This is a genomic window from Nitratiruptor sp. SB155-2 (assembly GCF_000010325.1).
Classification (GTDB): domain Bacteria; phylum Campylobacterota; class Campylobacteria; order Campylobacterales; family Nitratiruptoraceae; genus Nitratiruptor.
The window spans coordinates 1261768-1279571 of record NC_009662.1 but is presented as its reverse complement, the minus strand read 5'-3'; the positions used below and the strand labels follow the sequence as shown (position 1 = coordinate 1279571).

The 17804-nt window shown below is 32.7% G+C and carries 17 protein-coding genes and 2 pseudogenes; 18 read left to right on the top strand and 1 reads right to left on the bottom strand.

Annotated elements, in window-relative coordinates; translation table 11 throughout:
- Positions 1-12: 12 nt before the first annotated feature.
- The 18 genes and pseudogenes from NIS_RS06750 to NIS_RS10205 form a co-directional block, all read left to right on the top strand.
- Positions 13-816, top strand: a pseudogene (locus tag NIS_RS06750) (nucleotide sugar dehydrogenase); the annotation flags it as partial.
- Positions 817-843: 27 nt separating this feature from the next.
- Entirely contained in the window at positions 844-1980 is a 1137-nt protein-coding gene (wecB, locus tag NIS_RS06745) for a non-hydrolyzing UDP-N-acetylglucosamine 2-epimerase (protein ID WP_012082630.1), read from the top strand.
- The gene (locus NIS_RS06740) at positions 1961-3721 is read left to right on the top strand and encodes a methyltransferase domain-containing protein (protein ID WP_012082629.1); all 1761 of its coding nucleotides are present in this window, start codon (positions 1961-1963) and stop codon (positions 3719-3721) included. Before wecB ends, NIS_RS06740 begins: the two co-directional genes overlap by 20 nt.
- Positions 3706-4164: an adenylyltransferase/cytidyltransferase family protein gene (locus NIS_RS06735; protein WP_012082628.1), complete on the top strand. Its 459-nt coding sequence runs from the start codon at positions 3706-3708 to the stop codon at positions 4162-4164. The genes NIS_RS06740 and NIS_RS06735 overlap by 16 nt, the downstream gene beginning before the upstream one ends.
- Positions 4161-4748: a CDP-alcohol phosphatidyltransferase family protein gene (locus NIS_RS10075; RefSeq protein WP_012082627.1), complete on the top strand. Its 588-nt coding sequence runs from the start codon at positions 4161-4163 to the stop codon at positions 4746-4748. Before NIS_RS06735 ends, NIS_RS10075 begins: the two co-directional genes overlap by 4 nt.
- Positions 4742-5425, top strand: coding sequence for a CDP-alcohol phosphatidyltransferase family protein (locus NIS_RS10070; RefSeq protein WP_012082626.1), 684 nt, complete (start codon positions 4742-4744; stop codon positions 5423-5425). The genes NIS_RS10075 and NIS_RS10070 overlap by 7 nt, the downstream gene beginning before the upstream one ends.
- Positions 5422-6654 carry a lipopolysaccharide biosynthesis protein gene (locus NIS_RS06720; protein WP_012082625.1) on the top strand — a complete coding sequence of 411 codons (1233 nt, stop codon included), beginning with the start codon at positions 5422-5424 and terminating at the stop codon, positions 6652-6654. The genes NIS_RS10070 and NIS_RS06720 overlap by 4 nt, the downstream gene beginning before the upstream one ends.
- Positions 6620-7681, top strand: coding sequence for a glycosyltransferase (locus NIS_RS06715; RefSeq protein WP_012082624.1), 1062 nt, complete (start codon positions 6620-6622; stop codon positions 7679-7681). Before NIS_RS06720 ends, NIS_RS06715 begins: the two co-directional genes overlap by 35 nt.
- Positions 7678-8631, top strand: a complete 954-nt coding sequence (locus NIS_RS06710; RefSeq protein WP_012082623.1) for a glycosyltransferase family 9 protein — start codon at positions 7678-7680, stop codon at positions 8629-8631. Before NIS_RS06715 ends, NIS_RS06710 begins: the two co-directional genes overlap by 4 nt.
- Positions 8628-9623, top strand: coding sequence for a glycosyltransferase family 2 protein (locus NIS_RS06705; protein WP_012082622.1), 996 nt, complete (start codon positions 8628-8630; stop codon positions 9621-9623). The genes NIS_RS06710 and NIS_RS06705 overlap by 4 nt, the downstream gene beginning before the upstream one ends.
- Complete coding sequence (locus tag NIS_RS06700) at positions 9624-11753, top strand: STT3 domain-containing protein (RefSeq protein WP_012082621.1); 2130 nt, start codon at positions 9624-9626, stop codon at positions 11751-11753.
- Complete coding sequence (locus NIS_RS06695; protein WP_012082620.1) at positions 11750-12343, top strand: sugar transferase; 594 nt, start codon at positions 11750-11752, stop codon at positions 12341-12343. Before NIS_RS06700 ends, NIS_RS06695 begins: the two co-directional genes overlap by 4 nt.
- Before the next feature lie 2 nt (positions 12344-12345).
- Positions 12346-13416, top strand: coding sequence for an aminotransferase class I/II-fold pyridoxal phosphate-dependent enzyme (locus NIS_RS06690; protein ID WP_012082619.1), 1071 nt, complete (start codon positions 12346-12348; stop codon positions 13414-13416).
- On the top strand, positions 13394-15139 hold the full coding sequence (locus NIS_RS06685) for a UDP-N-acetylglucosamine 4,6-dehydratase family protein (protein ID WP_012082618.1): 1746 nt from the start codon (positions 13394-13396) through the stop codon (positions 15137-15139). The genes NIS_RS06690 and NIS_RS06685 overlap by 23 nt, the downstream gene beginning before the upstream one ends.
- Entirely contained in the window at positions 15136-15669 is a 534-nt protein-coding gene (locus tag NIS_RS10210; RefSeq protein WP_349674939.1) for an SDR family NAD(P)-dependent oxidoreductase, read from the top strand. Before NIS_RS06685 ends, NIS_RS10210 begins: the two co-directional genes overlap by 4 nt.
- A gap of 59 nt (positions 15670-15728) precedes the next feature.
- Positions 15729-16049, top strand: coding sequence for a transposase (locus NIS_RS06675; protein ID WP_012082617.1), 321 nt, complete (start codon positions 15729-15731; stop codon positions 16047-16049).
- Positions 16049-16864, top strand: coding sequence for an IS3 family transposase (locus tag NIS_RS06670; RefSeq protein WP_012082616.1), 816 nt, complete (start codon positions 16049-16051; stop codon positions 16862-16864). Before NIS_RS06675 ends, NIS_RS06670 begins: the two co-directional genes overlap by 1 nt.
- A gap of 5 nt (positions 16865-16869) precedes the next feature.
- Positions 16870-17049: pseudogene (locus tag NIS_RS10205) on the top strand (UDP-glucose 4-epimerase GalE); the annotation flags it as partial.
- On the opposite strand, the gene NIS_RS06665 reads toward NIS_RS10205, so the two are convergent.
- Complete coding sequence (locus tag NIS_RS06665) at positions 17042-17779, bottom strand: EI24 domain-containing protein (protein ID WP_012082615.1); 738 nt, start codon at positions 17777-17779, stop codon at positions 17042-17044. The pseudogene NIS_RS10205 and the gene NIS_RS06665 overlap by 8 nt on opposite strands.
- Positions 17780-17804: the final 25 nt, after the last annotated feature.

Below are 17804 nucleotides of genomic sequence, written 5' to 3'. Positions count from 1 at the left end.
AAAAGGCATTGAATGACCCTATCCATCATCGGCCTTGGCTACGTAGGCTTACCACTAGCTGTGGAGTTTGGCAAAAAGTATGAAACGATTGGATTTGATATCAACGCAAATAGAATCGAAGAATTAAAAAAGGGAATCGATAGAACACTGGAAGTGAGTGAAGATGAACTCAAAGAAGCAAAAAAATTATCTTTTACCACATCTATAGAAGATATCAAAAAAGCAAATATCTATATCGTTACCGTCCCAACACCCATCGATACACACAAAAATCCAGACCTCACTCCTCTTGTCATGGCTTCAAGAACTGTTGGAAGAGTCCTTAAAAAAGGGGATATCGTTATCTATGAAAGCACCGTCTTTCCAGGATGTACCGAAGAGGTATGCGTTCCTGAACTGGAACGTGAAAGTGGACTTACATTTAATAAAGACTTTTTCTGTGGCTACTCTCCCGAACGCATCAATCCAGGAGATAAAGAGCATCGTCTACCAAATATCAAAAAAGTAACAAGCGGCAGTACTCCAGAGATTGCACAAAAAGTGGATGCACTCTATAAAAGTATTATCACAGCTGGCACTCATCTAGCACCAAGCATCAAAGTAGCAGAGGCTGCAAAAGTGATAGAAAATGCCCAAAGAGATATCAATATAGGTTTTGTCAATGAACTGGCACTCATCTTCGATAAACTAAATATCGATACACTCGATGTCTTAGAGGCCGCAGGAACCAAATGGAATTTCTTGCCATTTCGGCCAGGTCTTGTGGGAGGACACTGTATTGGAGTAGATCCATACTATTTGGCCTATAAAGCAAAAGAGGTGATTGATAGGAGACTATAATAATTGAAAATTTTGATAACATTTGGTACCCGTCCAGAGGCTATAAAAATGGCCCCAGTAATAAAAGTATTAGAAAAAGAAAAAAGCTTTGAAACAAGGGTTTGTGTGACAGCACAACATCGCCTAATGCTTGATCAAGTATTAGCACTGTTTGAGATAGAACCGAATTACGATTTAAATCTGATGCAACCAGGTCAAGATCTCTATGATATAACATCACGTGTTCTCTTGCGTATGAAAGATGTATTAGATGATTTTAAACCAGATATTGTATTAGTGCATGGAGATACTGCTACAACATTCGCAGCATCTCTAGCATCCTTTTATCAAAAGATAAAAGTAGGACATGTGGAAGCAGGTCTTAGAACTTACAATCTATATTCACCTTGGCCAGAAGAGGCAAATAGAGAGCTTACAGGAGTATTAGCTAACTATCACTTTGCACCAACAAAGAGTGCAAGAGAAAATCTTATAAAAGAGAATAAAGATCCAAAAAGTATTGTAGTAACAGGAAATACCGTTATCGATGCACTCTTTTTAGCACTCAATAAAATTAAAAACAATCAAGATTTCGAATACAAAATCTTTGATACTATAAATACTCAATATAAATTGCAAGATGATAGAAAAATAATTCTTGTAACCAGTCATAGGAGAGAAAATTTTGGAGAGGGTTTTAAAAAAATATGTGAAGCTTTAAAAACTATCGCTTTGAAAAATCCTGATATCGATATAGTCTATCCCGTCCACCTCAATCCAAATGTACAAAAACCAGTAAAAGAGATACTTTCTAATATCATAAATATCCATCTCATTGAGCCATTATCATACGAAGAGTTTGTTTATCTTATGGACAGATCATATTTTATCATTACAGATAGTGGAGGTATACAAGAAGAGGCACCATCTCTTGGAAAGCCAGTGCTAGTTATGCGTGACACGACAGAGAGGCCAGAAGCAGTGGAAGCTGGTACTGTTAAATTAGTAGGAACAGATAAAGAAAAGATAGTCAAAGAGGCACAACAGCTTATAGATGATAAACAAGCGTATGAGAAGATGGCAATGGCTCGCAATCCCTATGGAGATGGAAAAGCAAGTGAGAGGATCAAGGAGTTTTTGATTGAAACAACAATTTTATAAAATTTTTGGATTTTTACATACCTTAAAATATCCAAATATTTTACAGGTTTCTATAGAGTCTTTGTATGATGAAACTGTTTTTGACAATACAACACATTTGAAATTGGCTGCTGATTGGTTACTTTTTATGCAAAATGAAGATGGTGGATATAGCAGGAAATTCTCCTTCATCGATGGAAGAGATAAAAGTTATATTGAAACGACCGGGTATCTCATACCATCGATGTGGAGAGTTGGGGAATATTTAAAAGAAGATAGCTATATAAAATCTGCTAAAAGAGCAGGAGAGTGGCTATTAAGTGTGCAAAATGAAGATGGAAGTTTTAGTGAAATAGATCATCACGAGCCCTTTGCTTTTGATACTGGTCAATGTTTGATTGGGCTTAATTTTTTGTATAAAAAAATGAAAGATCTAAAGTATTTAGAAGTAGCAAAAAAAGCAGCATACTGGCTTATAAATAACCAAGAAAAGGATGGTAGTTGGAAAAGAGTAGCTTACAATAAGCAGCCTCATACCTATTATTCGCGCGTGGCAGCTGCGATGTATATATATGGAAATTTAGCAGATGATGAAAAAATTAAAGAGGCAGCTTTAAAAAGTATTGCGTGGGTTTTAAGTAAGCAGGATGGAAATGATTTTTTTCAACTTTCTTCTTTTTTAGAAGGTGTACCACCATTTTTGCATACTTTAATTTATGTTTTAGAAGGATTATTGGATGTTTTTGAATTAAATAGAGATAAAAAGATTTTAGAAGCTATTTTGAAAAATGCAAATCGCTTCAAAGAGATAAACTTAAATCGAGATTTGATATTATGTTCTCAATATGATAGTAGTTTCAATTGTGTAAACAAAGAAAGATGTATGACAGGTCTTGCTCAATGGGCTGGAGTTGCTTTAAGGCTCTATAAAATAACTAATGATGAAGATTATAAAAAATGTGCGATAAATACCATTTTTTATCTTAAAGCAAAACAGCTTAAAAGCTCAATTATGCAAGGCGGATTTAGTGCTTCTATTCCTTTTTGGGGAAAATATGGAAGCTTTGATTTTGTCAATTGGACAAATAAGTTTTTTATAGATGCTTTGTTGGAATATGAAAATTTAAGTAAAGAAATTGAACAAGAAAATTTCGTAAAAAATGCTTTCAATATTTTCTCTGATGTAGTAACAAATAATTTATCTTATATGGATAAAGAGTATATTAGAAGATTAAAGAATATTTTGTCAAAAAATAAAAAGATAAAAGTGCTTGATGTTGGATGTGGGAAGGGGGCAATTATAAATGAACTACAAAAAGAGTTTAAGAATATAGAGTTTTTTGGACTAGATCCTGGCTTTGAAGAAGAAAATATTTTAAAAAGTAGTGTTTATAATATTCCTTTTAAAGACAATTTTTTTGATGTAGTAATGGCTTTTGAAGTATTACAACATACTTATATTGATAGTGCCTTAAAGGAGATTAAAAGAGTATTAAAAAATAATGGTGAGATAATTATAGGAGACAGAAATCCTTATTCTATTTTAGGAATATTAAAACCTATTTTGGAATTCAAAGGTAAATGGATGTATCCTTTTGATTCCCCTTTTAGAGAGAAATGGTATAGTGAAAAGGAGTGGGAAAAAATTTTGAAAGAAAATGGATTCAAATTAGAAAATATTGAAGTTATTGAAGGAAATGGAAAGAGATTTGTAAATAGATACTATTTTCTAAAAGGAAAAGTTTTATGCAACGAGTGTTAACGTATGGAACGTTTGATATGTTTCATATAGGTCATTTAAATCTATTAAAAAGAGCTAAAGCTTTGGGAGATGAGTTATATGTTGGAGTATCAACTGATGAGTTTAATAAACTAAAAAATAAAGATATTTTTATTCCATATGAGGATAGAGTAGAGATTGTTAAAAGTATTAGATATGTTGATTTTGTATTTCCTGAGAATAGTTGGGAGCAAAAAATTGAAGATATTAAAAAATATAATATTAATATTTTTGTTATGGGAAGTGATTGGAAAGGGAAATTTGATTATTTACAACAATATTGTCAAGTAGTATATTTAGAAAGAACGGATAATATTTCAACAACTTTATTAAAAGATAGGTTAAAAAAATATTTAGATATTAATATAGAAAATTTGAAAAAACTCCAATACGAAGTTGATAAACTTATAAAGCATTTTGAATGATAATTAAGTATACCGATATTTTATCATATTATGTTTATCAAAAAATAGCTTATCAACTGACATTGCTTTTGTCAAAAACTAAAATGACTCCAAATCAAATAACAACAGTAAGTTTATTATTAGGCATATTTGCTGCAGCATCTTTTTTTTATGAGTATAGAGTTCTGTCATTTTTATTGTTGCATCTATCTTTTTTATTTGATTGTGTAGATGGACAGTTAGCACGTGCAACTAAACAATTGTCTAAAAAAGGCACTTTTTTAGACAATATCTCAGATAGAATTGTAGAAAATGCAATATTATTGGTATTTGTTTATAGATATAATTTTTCCTCAGGTAATTTATTAATATTTTTAAATATGTTGTATTCGTATATTCAAGATATTTTGATTTATTCTCATGTGCAATTTGAAAAATTGAATAAAAGAGAAAAAATTATATTTTCACCTATCTATTTTTTAAATAGGAGTTTTGTTATTTTATTTTTGAGTATAAGTCTGTTTTATCCAAAAATATTATTATTCCTAGTGTTTTTATATGCTTTAGGGATAGTGTTCTATTTTTATAGGATATTCAAATGGTAATCGAGAAAAAGCATATTGAACAAGTCTTTAAACAGCGTAACTGGTGGGATTTGATTATAAATTTGAAAATATCGTTAATTATCACTAAATACCTTGCCAATAAAACAAAAATTACTCCAAATCAAGTAACTTTATTAAGTTTAATAGTTGCTATTTTTGCAGGAATTGCTTTTTGGAAAGAATATTATATTTTAGGTGCTTTTTTATATCAATTTAGTTATATTTTAGATATAGTAGATGGTGCATTGGCAAGAGTTACTCACCAAACATCAAAATTTGGTGCTTTTTTAGATGTTTTTACAGATTGGATAAAAGCTCCTGTTTTATTTGTGATTTTGTTTCTTAAATTTAATCAAGTTTACTTGTTGATTGTGCTCTTATTGTTACTTTTTTTTAATTGCTTGGTAAACAAATATAACGATATGCTCTATTATCAAGGAAGTAAAAGTATTACAAAAGATTTAGAAAATTCTCATGAGAAAAATTTGCTAAAAAGATATCTTCTTTTTATGAAAGAAAAACACATACAGCCATTTCCATCTACAATTGAAGTAGAAGCACTGCTATTATTTTTCTATCCAATATTTCAACATGTAATTTTTGTCTATATGGCTTTTGCAATTTTGATTTTCCAATTTGTTCTTAAGTTTTATGCGATAATCAAAAAAATACAATGAAAAAACTTTTACTCTCTTCATCTTTTATCACTGTTTTGGTTATGGGTATAAATTTTTTATTTAAAATATATCTCTCTTATAAAATATCAAAACATGAGTTAGGTTTATTTTATACTTTTATGGATCTCATTGCTATTGGGGTAATGGCTTTTAGTGGATTTAAAGATAGTCTAGTTAAAGCTTTTGATGAAGAGTATTTCAAGGGAGTTGTTTATTGGTATTTAATTTCTTTTTGGGGACTTTTTATTATAACTTGTTGCTTTGAAATTATTTATTATAACTATTTTTTTGAATATAAAATTTTTCCTCTCTATTATTTAGTGATTATGCTTTTTGTGAATGCTTTGGCGATATTTTTTTCCTATTTCAATGCCGCATGGAAGCAGTATAGGGTTATGCTATTTGAAAATCTATTTATGGCAATAGGATTAGTTGGATCTTTTTTTATTTTGAGCTCATTTTTGGATGATTTAAATAGCCTTTTTCTTGCTTTTGTATTTTCGTATCTCATAAAAGTCTTTTTTATTTATAAGTTCTCTGAATTGAAATTTACTTATGAAAAATTTACCTTTAATCAGGTGAAAGATTTTTTCAAAAACAATATCTTAACGGCTTTAATGTACTTTTTTAGTGGGCTAGGAATAAGTTTGGCATCATTAATTATTATAAAACTTTTTCGAGATATAGATTTTTTGTCGGAGTATCAAGTTGTTATTAGAAGTATCTTTTTTTCACTGGTTTCTATATTTGTTTTTCCTCTCAATAGTTTTACATTTCCTGAGATATCCAAACTTATTGCTCGAGGTATGATAGATGAGATCAAAAGGTTTGATAGAAAACTTATTTTTTATTTGAGTATCTTTTTTCTAGTAATTATTGTAAGTCTTTTTCTTACGCCATTCATAGTAAAGTTTATTTTTCCAAGAGAGTATGAAAAAAGTTATAAGATGCTTAATCTTCTCTTGCCAACGCTCCCATTTCTAGCATATACTACTTTTTCATTAAATATTCTTAAGGGATTTAATAGATTTGACTTGGCACTCAGAGTAAGAGTTTTTGGCTTTTTACTTTTTTTGTCTGTAGTTGCACTGTTTTATATAATGCATTTTGATGCAAAAAGTGTAATTTACAGTTTTATTGTAAGTTTTTTGGGAATGTTCTTATTAGCACTTAAATACAAAAAAAGATTACTCAATGAAAATACTCTTTATTCCTCATGTACCAAATAAAAACGTTGTCAATAGAGTTTATGAATTGGCAAAAAATAGCGGTGGAATTGTTTTAGATTGGTATATAGATAATAGCTCATTGAAAAGTAAAATATTTTCGCAAACAAAAACTCTATTGCAAACTTTTTTGCTCAACGAAAATTTTCTTCTTATGCCCCTTCTCTTTAAACCAGAATCTTTGGCACCTCAAATTAATACTTTTTTACTTAATCAAGCAATTAAAAAATATAAGATAGATGTGGTAGTCAATGCCAATGCTCTTTTATTTGATGTGCATAATATTGAAGTTCCAGTAATTTATGATCTAGTTGATGATCATTTGACCCAAAATATTTCTATTGGTTTAACGGAAAAAAGAGTAAAAAAGGTTGAAAAGGATATAAAACATGCAAAAGGTGTCATGTGTGTCACTGAAGCGATTGAAGAGAAAGTAAAAAAAATTCATCCAAAAACGATAACAATCGAAAATGGCGTTTATATAGATAAGTTTAAAAAAGCGCGAACTTTAAAAAAAGAGTTTGGATTCGAAAACAAAAAGGTTTTTGGCTATATAGGAGGTGTGGAAGAGTGGACAGGGATAGAAAAAGCGTGTGAAGCGTATATACAAATAAAAAGTTCTCAAACAGCAATGATAGTAGTTGGTGATTCCAAAAACAGTTTTTTTCGAAATGTCAAAAAAAGATTTAAAAACGATATCCTTTTTATCGGAACTGTTGCTCCAGATGAAGTGGTAAATTACTTTAAAACTTTGGATATTGGTTTGATTCCATTTGATCTCAATGATTTTACAAATAACGCTTTTCCTATCAAAGCGTTAGAATATGGTTTGGGTGGAGCACAGGTAATTGCTACGCCTTTAAAAGTTTTAGAGCAAAAGAGACTTCCTTATATTCATTTTTGCCCAATAGAGGATTTTCCAAATAAGATGCAAAGAATTGAAAAAAAAGAGTTTTCTTATGATTTTACTTCCTATAGTTGGCAAAACCAGGCACAAAAACTTTTGCAGTTTATTAAGGATGTTTTGTGAAAAAAATTTTAATCTTTCATAATGGCGGTATTGGTGATACCATTATGGCTACGCCTATAATGCAGATGCTTTATGATAATGGCTATGAGATTGATTTAATATTACATTCTGTTCTCAACAAGACAATACTTACTGGTTTGGATAAATTTGAAAATATTTATGTTATTGATAAGAAGATTCATTTACTTTTTTTTGCATTAAAAAATTTTAAAAAATATGACTATCTTGTTGGAACTGTAGGAGCAGATGTCAACAAACTTCAAAAACTAGCGCTTTTGTTAGGTGTAAAAGAGTGGTTTGGCAAATCTAATGGAAAAGACAGGCATAGAATTGATGAAAATATAGATGTCATCAAGAGGTTGCTGCATAGAAGCCAGGTTAAGCGATCTCCTTATATCTATTTGCGAAAAAATGAGAAAATAATTGAAAAATATATTGATAAAAATAGAAAAAATTTAGGTTTTGCAATAGGAAGTGGAAAAAATCAGAAATTTAAAAGATGGGGTATTGAAAATTATAAGGAGTTGTTTAAAAAGTATCAAGATGAAAATATTTTAGTTTTTATTGGTCCGGATGAGATGGATTTAAAAAAGCAGTTAAGAGAGTGTAAAAATATTACAGTTGTTAATGAATCTTTAAAAGATACCATAGCGATAATCAACCATTTGGATCTTCTTGTGGGAAATGACAATGGATTGATGCATATCGGATATGCATTGAAAAAAAAGACATTGACTCTTCATGGGATGACCAATAGATTGGAAATTGGTGGTTATAATGAGAAGATAAACCACTATATCGATTTAGAGCTTTCCTGTCGTCAGAGTGAATGTTTTGATTCAAAGATTTGGGGGATTCGGTGTATCAAAGACTCTTTTGAGTGTCTTGATAAGATTACTCCAAAAATGGTTTCAGATAAGATAGATGCTATTTTCAAGGAAAATAGGTGAGCAAAATTTCTGTTATTATTCCTATTTATAACGAAGAAAAATATATTGCTAAATGTTTGGATTCCATTATTGAGCAAGAGTATCCTAAAGATAAAATGGAAGTTTTACTCATTGATGGTGGAAGTAGTGATAAGACGATAGATATTATAAAAGAGTATCAAAAGAAGTATCAGTTTTTTAAACTTCTCCACAATCCTAAAAAAGTTGTTTCAATTGCGATGAATATAGGTATCAAAAATGCAAAAGGGGAGTATGTTATTCGTCTAGATGCTCACTCCTTCTATCCAAGAGACTACTTTAGTAAGCTTATTCATTGGCACAAAAAGTTGAATGCGGATAATGTAGGCGGAGTAGTTATTACCGAAGTCAAAAATAAAACAAAAACCTCCAATGCCATCAAAAATGTTTTAAGCGACAGATTGGGAGTAGGGAGCGCCTTCAGAAGCGGAGTAAAAAAGATCCAAGAGGTAGATACTGTCCCTTTTGGATGCTATAAGAAAGAGATCTTTAATAAAATTGGTCTCTATGATGAACGGCTTATTCGTAATCAAGATATCGAGTTCAATAAACGGCTAAAAAAATCAGGTGGTAAGATCTATTTGGTTCCAGATATAACATGTACCTATTATGCAAGAGAAAATTTCAAAGATTTGGCCAAAAACAGCTTTGAAAATGGAAAATGGAATATCTTGACAGCATACTACACAAAAACGCTCTCCTCTTTGTCTTTGCGCCACTTCATCCCTCTTTTATTTGTTTTGACATTGCTCATTAGCTTGATTTTGAGCTTTTTTTCTTCATGGATGCTCTATCTGTTTTTATTCTTGCTTACTCTTTATTTGATTATAATAATACTGAGAAGTTTACAAATAAAAAAAGATACCTCTCTATTGCATCAAATACTCGCTTTTTTGGTACTGCATTTTAGTTATGGAGTTGGTAGTTTAGCGGGATTATACGATGTTTTGAAAATGAAAATAAAAGGAATGTAGATGTATGTGCAAAAAAAGAGCATGGTGATGATACTGGCCATTGTTACAGCCTATATATTTTCTTATCTATTCCATCTTTACTGGATTGGGTGGGCAAGTCATAACCCTGAATTTTTTTGGAATGGCCAGTTAATGATTAATAATGTAGATGGATATTTTTTTGGAAGTGGGGCGCAAAAAATTTTGTATCATGAGCATCTAGATAATCCAAGGCTCTTGGATGTATGGCGGTACGGCACGGCAGTAATTACCGCCTATATCGTTAAACTTCTGCCAATTTCTCTTGATACGGCGATGCTTTACTTACCTCCTGTTCTTAGTTCCCTTGTTGTTATACCAATCATTTTGGTTGGTAGACTCTATGGCAATGTTATATGGGGTTTTTTGAGTGCGCTTATTGCGTCTATTGGCTGGAGCTACTACAACCGGACATTGGCTGGTTACTACGATACCGATATGTTCAGTGCAATGCTACCTATGTTTGTTTTCTTTTTTTTGATCTCAGCTATAAAATCTCGCTCTTTAAACTATATTTTAGCAGCCTCTTTGACTGTTATTCTTTATCCTTGGCTTTATGACCAAGGGCTTTCCATTGTTTACGCGATGGGAATTATGATGTTTTTGTATCTGGTTTTGTTTTATCGCTATGAAAAGTTTACTTATAAAGCGATTATCATTTTTTCTTTTGCACTAATGCCTATTTTATGGATGTTTAAACTCTTGCTTGTGATAGTTCTTTGGTTTCTACTCAAGACTTATGATACTGAGCTCAAAAAATTTCAAATTGCTGCAGGTGTGAGCTTTTTGGCATTTATTTTGATAGGGAATGTTTTTGGGATTATTTTGCATAAAGTTTTCTCTTATACTTCTCATACCGATCAAATTGCTGGTCTCCATTTTCTTAACGTCAACGAAACGGTCAGAGAGGCTGGTAAAATTCCTTTCGAAGTCGTAGCGGATAGGATTGTAGGTTCTCTATTGGGGCTTGTTATTGCTGTTGCAGGATATATTTTATTACTCATTCGCAATAAAGAGTTTATTATTGCGCTTCCGTTGTGGGGGATAGGTTTTTTTGCCTATTTTGGAGGCCTCCGATTTACTGTTTATGCAGTCCCGATTGCCGCAATGAGTGCAGTTTACTTCTTTTTTTGGCTTTCTGAGCGTTTTGAAGCCAAAAAGGTCCGTATAGCAGCAGTGAGTCTAGGTACTCTTTTTCTCCTGGCTCCAAATATTACGCATATTACCGGATGTTGCGAAAAGGTAAGTTGGCTTGATAGTATCAAGGAATTTTATCCTCTAAAAAGTTATCCCTATTTGACGCCAACAACTCTTTTAAAAAGTGAAGTAGCTTTACTTAATGAGTTTAACAAAAAAAGTTTTCCTAAAGATTACGCAATTACGTGGTGGGATTATGGATATCCTATTTGGTATTATGCAGACGTTAATACTCTTATAGATGGGGGGAAACACAATGAAGATAACTTTTTGGTTTCAAAGATTCTTACTACCTCAGATCAACGCCTGGCTGCAAATCTAGCGAAACTTTCCATCAAAGTATATGTAGATACGAACAAAACTGTTGCACCACAATTGTTTATAAAAAACAAAAAAGTGATTAATGTTGATGAATTTTTTGCCAATCTTTCAACAAAAGAATATAAACCACCAAAATTAAACAGAGATATTTATTTAATTTTACCTCACAGAATGTTTGATATATTCCCAACAGTTGCTTATTTTTCTGAACGTAATCTTAATACTGGGAAGGTTTATTCTAGGAAATTTTATTACAAAAATAGAGTAGTTCAAAAAGGAGGGAAACTTTATATCGGACAACTTATAGTTGATCTAAGAAGGGCTGTTATTCTTATCGGGAACCAGCAGGCTCCAATTAAAAACGTCTATATTATAGGTATTGATCAAAATGGGAAAAGTCATTATAAAGAACAAAAAATTCGTGACAAAGGATTAAGCCTTATTATCAATAAAAGCTTTGGCGAAGCTATTATAGCAGATAATAAGTATATTAATTCCATTTTTTTCCAAATGTATCTATTTGATAATTATGATCCTATGCTCTTTGAGCCTGTGATATTAAGTCCTTGGATGAAAATTTATAGAATCAAATGAGCCCAAAACAAAAAATTATTAAACGAACTTTTGATGTCATATTGGCATTAATTGGACTTGTTGTCGTTTGGCCTGTAATTCTTGTTGCTTGGTTTGTGGCTTCAATTGAAACGAAGAGCAATGGATTTTTTTTTCAAAAGCGGGTGGGAGAAGGTGGTAGGCTTTTTACAATAATTAAAATAAAAACAATGTATCCGCATCTAAACGGAACATCCATTACAACAGCCAATGATGCCCGTATTACGAAAAGTGGGCGTTTTTTACGTCGTTATAAAATAGATGAATTGCCACAACTTTTTAATATTCTTAAAGGAGATATGAGTTTTGTAGGTCCTAGACCAGATGTTCCTGGATATATGGACAAACTCCAAGATGAAGACCAAATTCTTTTATCTATCAAACCTGGCATTACTGGTCCTGCTACGATAAAGTATAAAGATGAAGAAAAGATATTAGCTGAGGTAGATGATCCTAAAAAGTACAATGATGAAATAATTTGGCCTGATAAGGTGAAAATAAATAAAGAGTATATTGAACATTGGTCCCTTGCGCAAGATATTAAATATATTATAAAAACAATTAAAGGCTAAATGTGATTTTTCTCTCACCTCCTCATATGAGTGGAAAAGAGCTAAAATATATCCAACAAGCTTTTGAAAGTAACTATATCGCACCAAATGGAGAGTTTATTGATAGATTTGAGGAATCTATTAAAAAGTATACAAATGTAAAAAGTGCCGTTGCGTTATGCAATGCTACGAGTGCTTTGCATTTGGCATTGAAGGTTTTGGGAGTGAAAGACTCACAAGTCGCAGTATCTACTTTTACTTTTATTGGTTCAGTATATCCGATTCTTTATGAAAGAAATGAACCAATTTTTATAGATGTAGATGAGTATTGGCACATGGATGTAGAGCTTTTGGAAAAAGCTATCAAAGAAAATGATATAAAAGCTGTTATTCTCCCACACATTTATGGACAGGTAGCTAATATTGATCCAATTAAAAAACTTTGTGAGGAAAATGATATCTACCTTATAGAAGATGCGGCTGAAAGTCTAGGAGCTTTTTACAAAGGAAAGCATTCTGGGACCTTTGGGATTTTTGGTGCGTTTAGTTTCAATGGAAATAAGCTTTTAACAACAAGTAGTGGCGGAGTATTGGTGAGTGATGATGAAAAGCTTATACAAAAAGCAAAATTTCTTTCGACCCAAGCTAAAGAACCTGGATTTATAGAATATGTCCACGAAGAAGTTGGTTTCAATTACCGTATGAGTAATATTTTAGCAGCCATTGGTGTAGGGCAGATGGAAGTCATAGAAGAAAGAATTGCGAAAAAAAGAGAGATTTTTCACTGGTATCAAGAGTTTTTGGATGAAAAGTTTATGCCAGAACTTCCTGGGACTAGAGGGACAAGATGGCTTACAACTATTGTTTTCAAAGAAAAAGACCCGTGGGAAGTGATAAACAAATTAAAAGACAAGCAGATTGAGAGCAGATCTCTTTGGAACCCAATGCATCTTCAGCCTTTATTTAATGGGGCAAAAAGCTATATCAATGGTAGAAGTGAGAGATTATTTAAAAAGGGTTTATGCCTTCCAAGCGGTACCACGCTTACCAAAAACCTGGTAAAGGAGATTTGTGAAATTATCAAATTTTCTTAAACCTACGAATATGAAAAGAGCATTTTTTTTTCTGCTAGGTGATATTGTCATCTCCTTTTTGACCCTCTATCTTGCTTACCTTCTTCGTTTCAATTTTTCCATTCCAAAAGAGTATCTTTACAATTTTTTTAATATAGCATTAGTATTGATTCTATTTAAAATATTTTTTTATTATCTTTTTAAACTCTATTTTGTTAGCTGGCGTTTTTTTTCACTCCAGGAGCTAAAATCTTTACTTATGGCCACAACACTGGCTTATTTTTTGGGAGGTGCTACTCTTTTACTACTTCGAGATATCTTTTCACCATTTCCTAGAAGTGTAATTTTTATAGATTATTTCTTATCTATACTTTTCATTGGTTTTTTTAGAATCTCAAAAAGATTAATGTATGAAAAAATATCAATGAATAGGACCCCGGCTTTTATATTTGGTGCGAATGATAAAGCTATTTCACTTTTGAAACAAGATATTCCTTACTCAATTATAAAAATATATGATAATGAAAAAAATATAGTTGGTACATATATGTATGGATACAAAGTTTATGATATCAAAAATGTAGATAATAAAATAAAAACTGCGATAATTACGAAAGAGTTGTCTCAGAAAGATCTTGATAAGTTAGTAGATTTTTTACATGGTCAGGGGATAGTAAATGTTAAAATTTATAATCCTTTCGAAGAAAGAATAAAAGATATATCTATAGAAGATATTTTAGCAAGAAAACCAAAGGATTTAGATAAAAATGCCATTAGAGCTTTTGTGAAAAATAAAAAAATTCTTATAACAGGCGCTGGTGGAAGTATAGGAAGTGAAATAGCAAGGCAATGTGAGAAATATGGAGCAAAAAAATTAGTTTTAGTGGATAATTGTGAATATAATTTATATGTAATAAACGAAGAATTGCATTTGCCTAGAAAACCTTATCTTATTAATATTGTAGATAAAGATGCTCTAGAGGAGGTTTTTGAAAAGGAAGAGCCCCAGATTGTTATTCATGCAGCTGCTTATAAACATGTTCCCATATGTGAATATAATCCAAGAAGTGCAGTGATAAATAATATTCTTGGATCAAAAAATGTCATCGATCTATCAATAAAACGAAGGGTTCAAGATTTTATATTTATTTCCACAGATAAAGCAGTACGTCCAACCAATATAATGGGTGCAACAAAGAGAGTATGTGAACTCTATGTCCAAAACGTAGATTCAAAAAATACAAAAATGTGTACTGTACGTTTTGGTAATGTATTAGGAAGCAGTGGGAGCGTGGTACCAAAATTTAAAAAATTAATCTCACAAAATAAACCTTTACCAGTGACCCATCCTGAAGTAACTCGATATTTTATGCTTATCCCTGAAGCATGTCAATTAGTATTACAAGCTGGAAGCTTAGCTAAAACTGGAGAAACTTTTATATTAGATATGGGTGAACCTGTAAAGATAGTTGACCTAGCTAAAAAGATGTTAAAACTTTCTGGAAAAGACGATAATGCAATTGTGTTTACTGGTTTAAGACCAGGAGAAAAACTCTATGAAGAACTTTTGTTTAATGAAGCAAGCAAAAAAACAAAATATAAAGATATTTTTGTTGCAGAATCTACAAACTATAGCATTGACAAACTACAATATCAAATAGAATATTTATTGAAATGTGAAAAAAAAGAGGATATTATCAAAACTCTAAGAGAGATTGTTCCAGAATATAATCCGAAGCGATAATAGGATTATTAGTACAAAAGATACTCGTAACTGGTGGTGCAGGGTATATAGGCTCACATGTAGTCAAAGAGCTACTCAAAAAGGGTGGATACGAGATCACGGTTATCGATAATCTCTCGACAGGCTTTCAAGAGACGATTAATCGCTTGAAACAGCATTATGGAGATTTTGTTTTTGAGAGGCTTGATCTGTCTGATTGGGATGCTTTGTATGATTTTATGCAAAAAAACAGATTTGATGCCATCATCCATTTTGCGGCTGCCTTGATTGTTCCAGAATCTGTAGAAAATCCATTGAAATATTATCTAAACAATACTGCAAATACCGCCAATTTGATACAAGAGGCTGAAAAAAACGGAGTGAAAAAGTTTATCTTCTCTTCTACAGCAGCAGTCTATGGAGAGCCAGCATGTGTACCAATGGGTGGAATCACAGAAGAGGCTCCCACATATCCTATCAATCCTTACGGCCAAAGCAAACTGATGAGCGAGCAGATTTTAAAAGATACTGCGAATGCTTACATATACTGACCCCCAGCCCAACTGCACAGGATATAATACATAAAGAGTGAAAGATAAAAGGGTCAAAGATGGAGAAATTAAATATAAATGAAGAAGAGATAAAGCGTTTTACAGCAAAGAAGAAAGCTTCCATAGTCATGGATATTTTTCAAGGAAAAACTACAGTATCTGAAGTTGCGAGAAAGTATGATTTGGCACCTGGAGCAATAGAGGAGTGGATGGAAGAGGCTTGCAGAGGGATGGAGAATCAGCTTCGAGCCAGACCTAAAGATATAGCTGCCATGTATGAAGAGAAGATAAAAGATATGAAGGCAGTTATAGGTGAATTGACATTGGAGAATATCGCATTAAAAAAGTACGACGCTCTGTTCGGAAAAGAGAAGAAGTGATGCAAGTTCAGAGCGAGATGAGAAATGAAGGTTACTCAATCAGCATCACAAAGCTTTGTTCTCTTTTTGATCTTCCACGCAGGAGCTTTTATTATAAACCAATTAAAAGAATGCAAAAACTAGATGAGGGGCGTGTTAAAAAAGTCAAAGAGATGATTGAAAAGTTTCCAACGTATGGCTATCGTCGTTTAGCTTTGCTGCTTGGGATGAACAAAAAAGCGGTGCAGCGCATTCTGCAACTAAAAAGTTGGCAGGTAAGAAAGCGTTCCAAAGGCCATAGGCCAAGAGCCAAAATGATGCCTTCGCGTTCACACTATCCCAATCAAAGATGGGCCATTGATATGACCCGTGTATACAGTAGCGGTGATGGCTGGAGTACTTTGGCTTGTGTGATTGATACTTATACAAGAGAAATCGTTGGATGGAGACTTTCTAAAAGCGGTAAAGCAACAACAGCAGAGGCAGTTTTGCAAGAAGGTCTAATCTATCGCTTTGGAAAACTCAAACGACTACAAGAGCCAATTATCCTTCGAAGCGATAACGGCCTAGTATTTAGCAGTAAATCGTTCACCAAAACAGCTCAAGATTACAATTTTACTCAGGAATTTATCACTCCCTATACTCCTGAACAGAATGGCATGATTGAGAGATTTTTCCGAACCATAAAGGAAGAGTGTATCTGGCACTACAATTTCAAATCACTCAAGGAGGCAAACAAAATCATTGGAGAATGGATCAATTTTTACAACCAAAAACGAAAACATTCAGCGCTGCAGTACAAAACACCTGCGGAAGTGTTTCGTTTAGTGGCTTAGGTGTGCAGAAAGTAAGGGGTCATTACAATTTTTTGGTGGAAATTACTGGCAGAAGAGCCGGTGATCCGGCCATTCTCATAGCAAATTCCCAAAAAATTCAACAAAAAATGGGATGGAAACCAAAATACAACGATCTGGAGCTTATCTGCAAAACGGCGCTTGAGTGGGAGAAGAAGCTCACTTGAGCCGAAAGAAAAGGTGTGCCATAACGCTTACAAAATAGACCTGCAGTATCATACCGGCCATCGGTATGAGAGTGATGAGATAGAGTACTCCCGTCGTTCCCATAATCTTGAAACGATACTTCTTTACAATATTTTCTAACTCCTCTTTGCTCATGATCTCTCCTCCCACATCGAGACTCAAAAAGGAGTGGAAAAGATAGTAAAAAGGGATATTGAGTGCAATGGCATTGAGCAGAGGGATGAAGTAGAGTATAAAAGAGAGCAAAAAGAGTCCTATACTTTTTACGATGATCTTTGCCATCAGTACCATGTACTCGATGATCCCAAGTCCTTTGCCAATATCTAAGTGGCTGTAGTGACGTTTATGGATCTCTTTGATGATATAGGGAGTGAAAAATCCCATGATGATCGTAGCGGTGGCAGTGGAGAGCAAAATAGCAAACAGCACTCCAAGAACGGTTAACAACGTAGCGATAATGAAATGGGTAACGGAATTGCTTGCAAGCCATGCAAGGATAGGATGCTCTTTTGCAAAAAGGGCAAGTGAGGGATCGTTAATAGCGTTAGGACTTTGTGCAAGTTGCTCAAGCATGTGAAGGATTTCCTGTCCACCGCCATAGAAAATGGCTGTAAAAAGCAAAAGTGTCAAAAAAAATGGAACAAAAGTGATAGCCAAAAACTTTTTTGTCATAAAATCTTCCCATCCGGCTACAAAGACAGATTTTTGCATATTCTTTCCCTTTGTACTAAAATGC

Excerpts from the sequence above, each read along its gene's own strand:
- NIS_RS10070 (WP_012082626.1), top strand. The coding sequence starts at position 4,742 with ATGGTAATCGAGAAAAAGCATATTGAACAAGTCTTTAAACAGCGTAAC.
- NIS_RS06695 (WP_012082620.1), top strand. The coding sequence starts at position 11,750 with ATGAGCCCAAAACAAAAAATTATTAAACGAACTTTTGATGTCATATTG.
- NIS_RS06715 (WP_012082624.1), top strand. The coding sequence starts at position 6,620 with ATGAAAATACTCTTTATTCCTCATGTACCAAATAAAAACGTTGTCAAT.
- NIS_RS06700 (WP_012082621.1), top strand. The coding sequence starts at position 9,624 with ATGTATGTGCAAAAAAAGAGCATGGTGATGATACTGGCCATTGTTACA.
- NIS_RS10075 (WP_012082627.1), top strand. The coding sequence starts at position 4,161 with ATGATAATTAAGTATACCGATATTTTATCATATTATGTTTATCAAAAA.
- NIS_RS06735 (WP_012082628.1), top strand. The coding sequence starts at position 3,706 with ATGCAACGAGTGTTAACGTATGGAACGTTTGATATGTTTCATATAGGT.
- NIS_RS06670 (WP_012082616.1), top strand. The coding sequence starts at position 16,049 with ATGCAAGTTCAGAGCGAGATGAGAAATGAAGGTTACTCAATCAGCATC.
- NIS_RS06665 (WP_012082615.1), bottom strand. The coding sequence starts at position 17,779 with ATGCAAAAATCTGTCTTTGTAGCCGGATGGGAAGATTTTATGACAAAA.
- NIS_RS06720 (WP_012082625.1), top strand. The coding sequence starts at position 5,422 with ATGAAAAAACTTTTACTCTCTTCATCTTTTATCACTGTTTTGGTTATG.
- NIS_RS06675 (WP_012082617.1), top strand. The coding sequence starts at position 15,729 with ATGGAGAAATTAAATATAAATGAAGAAGAGATAAAGCGTTTTACAGCA.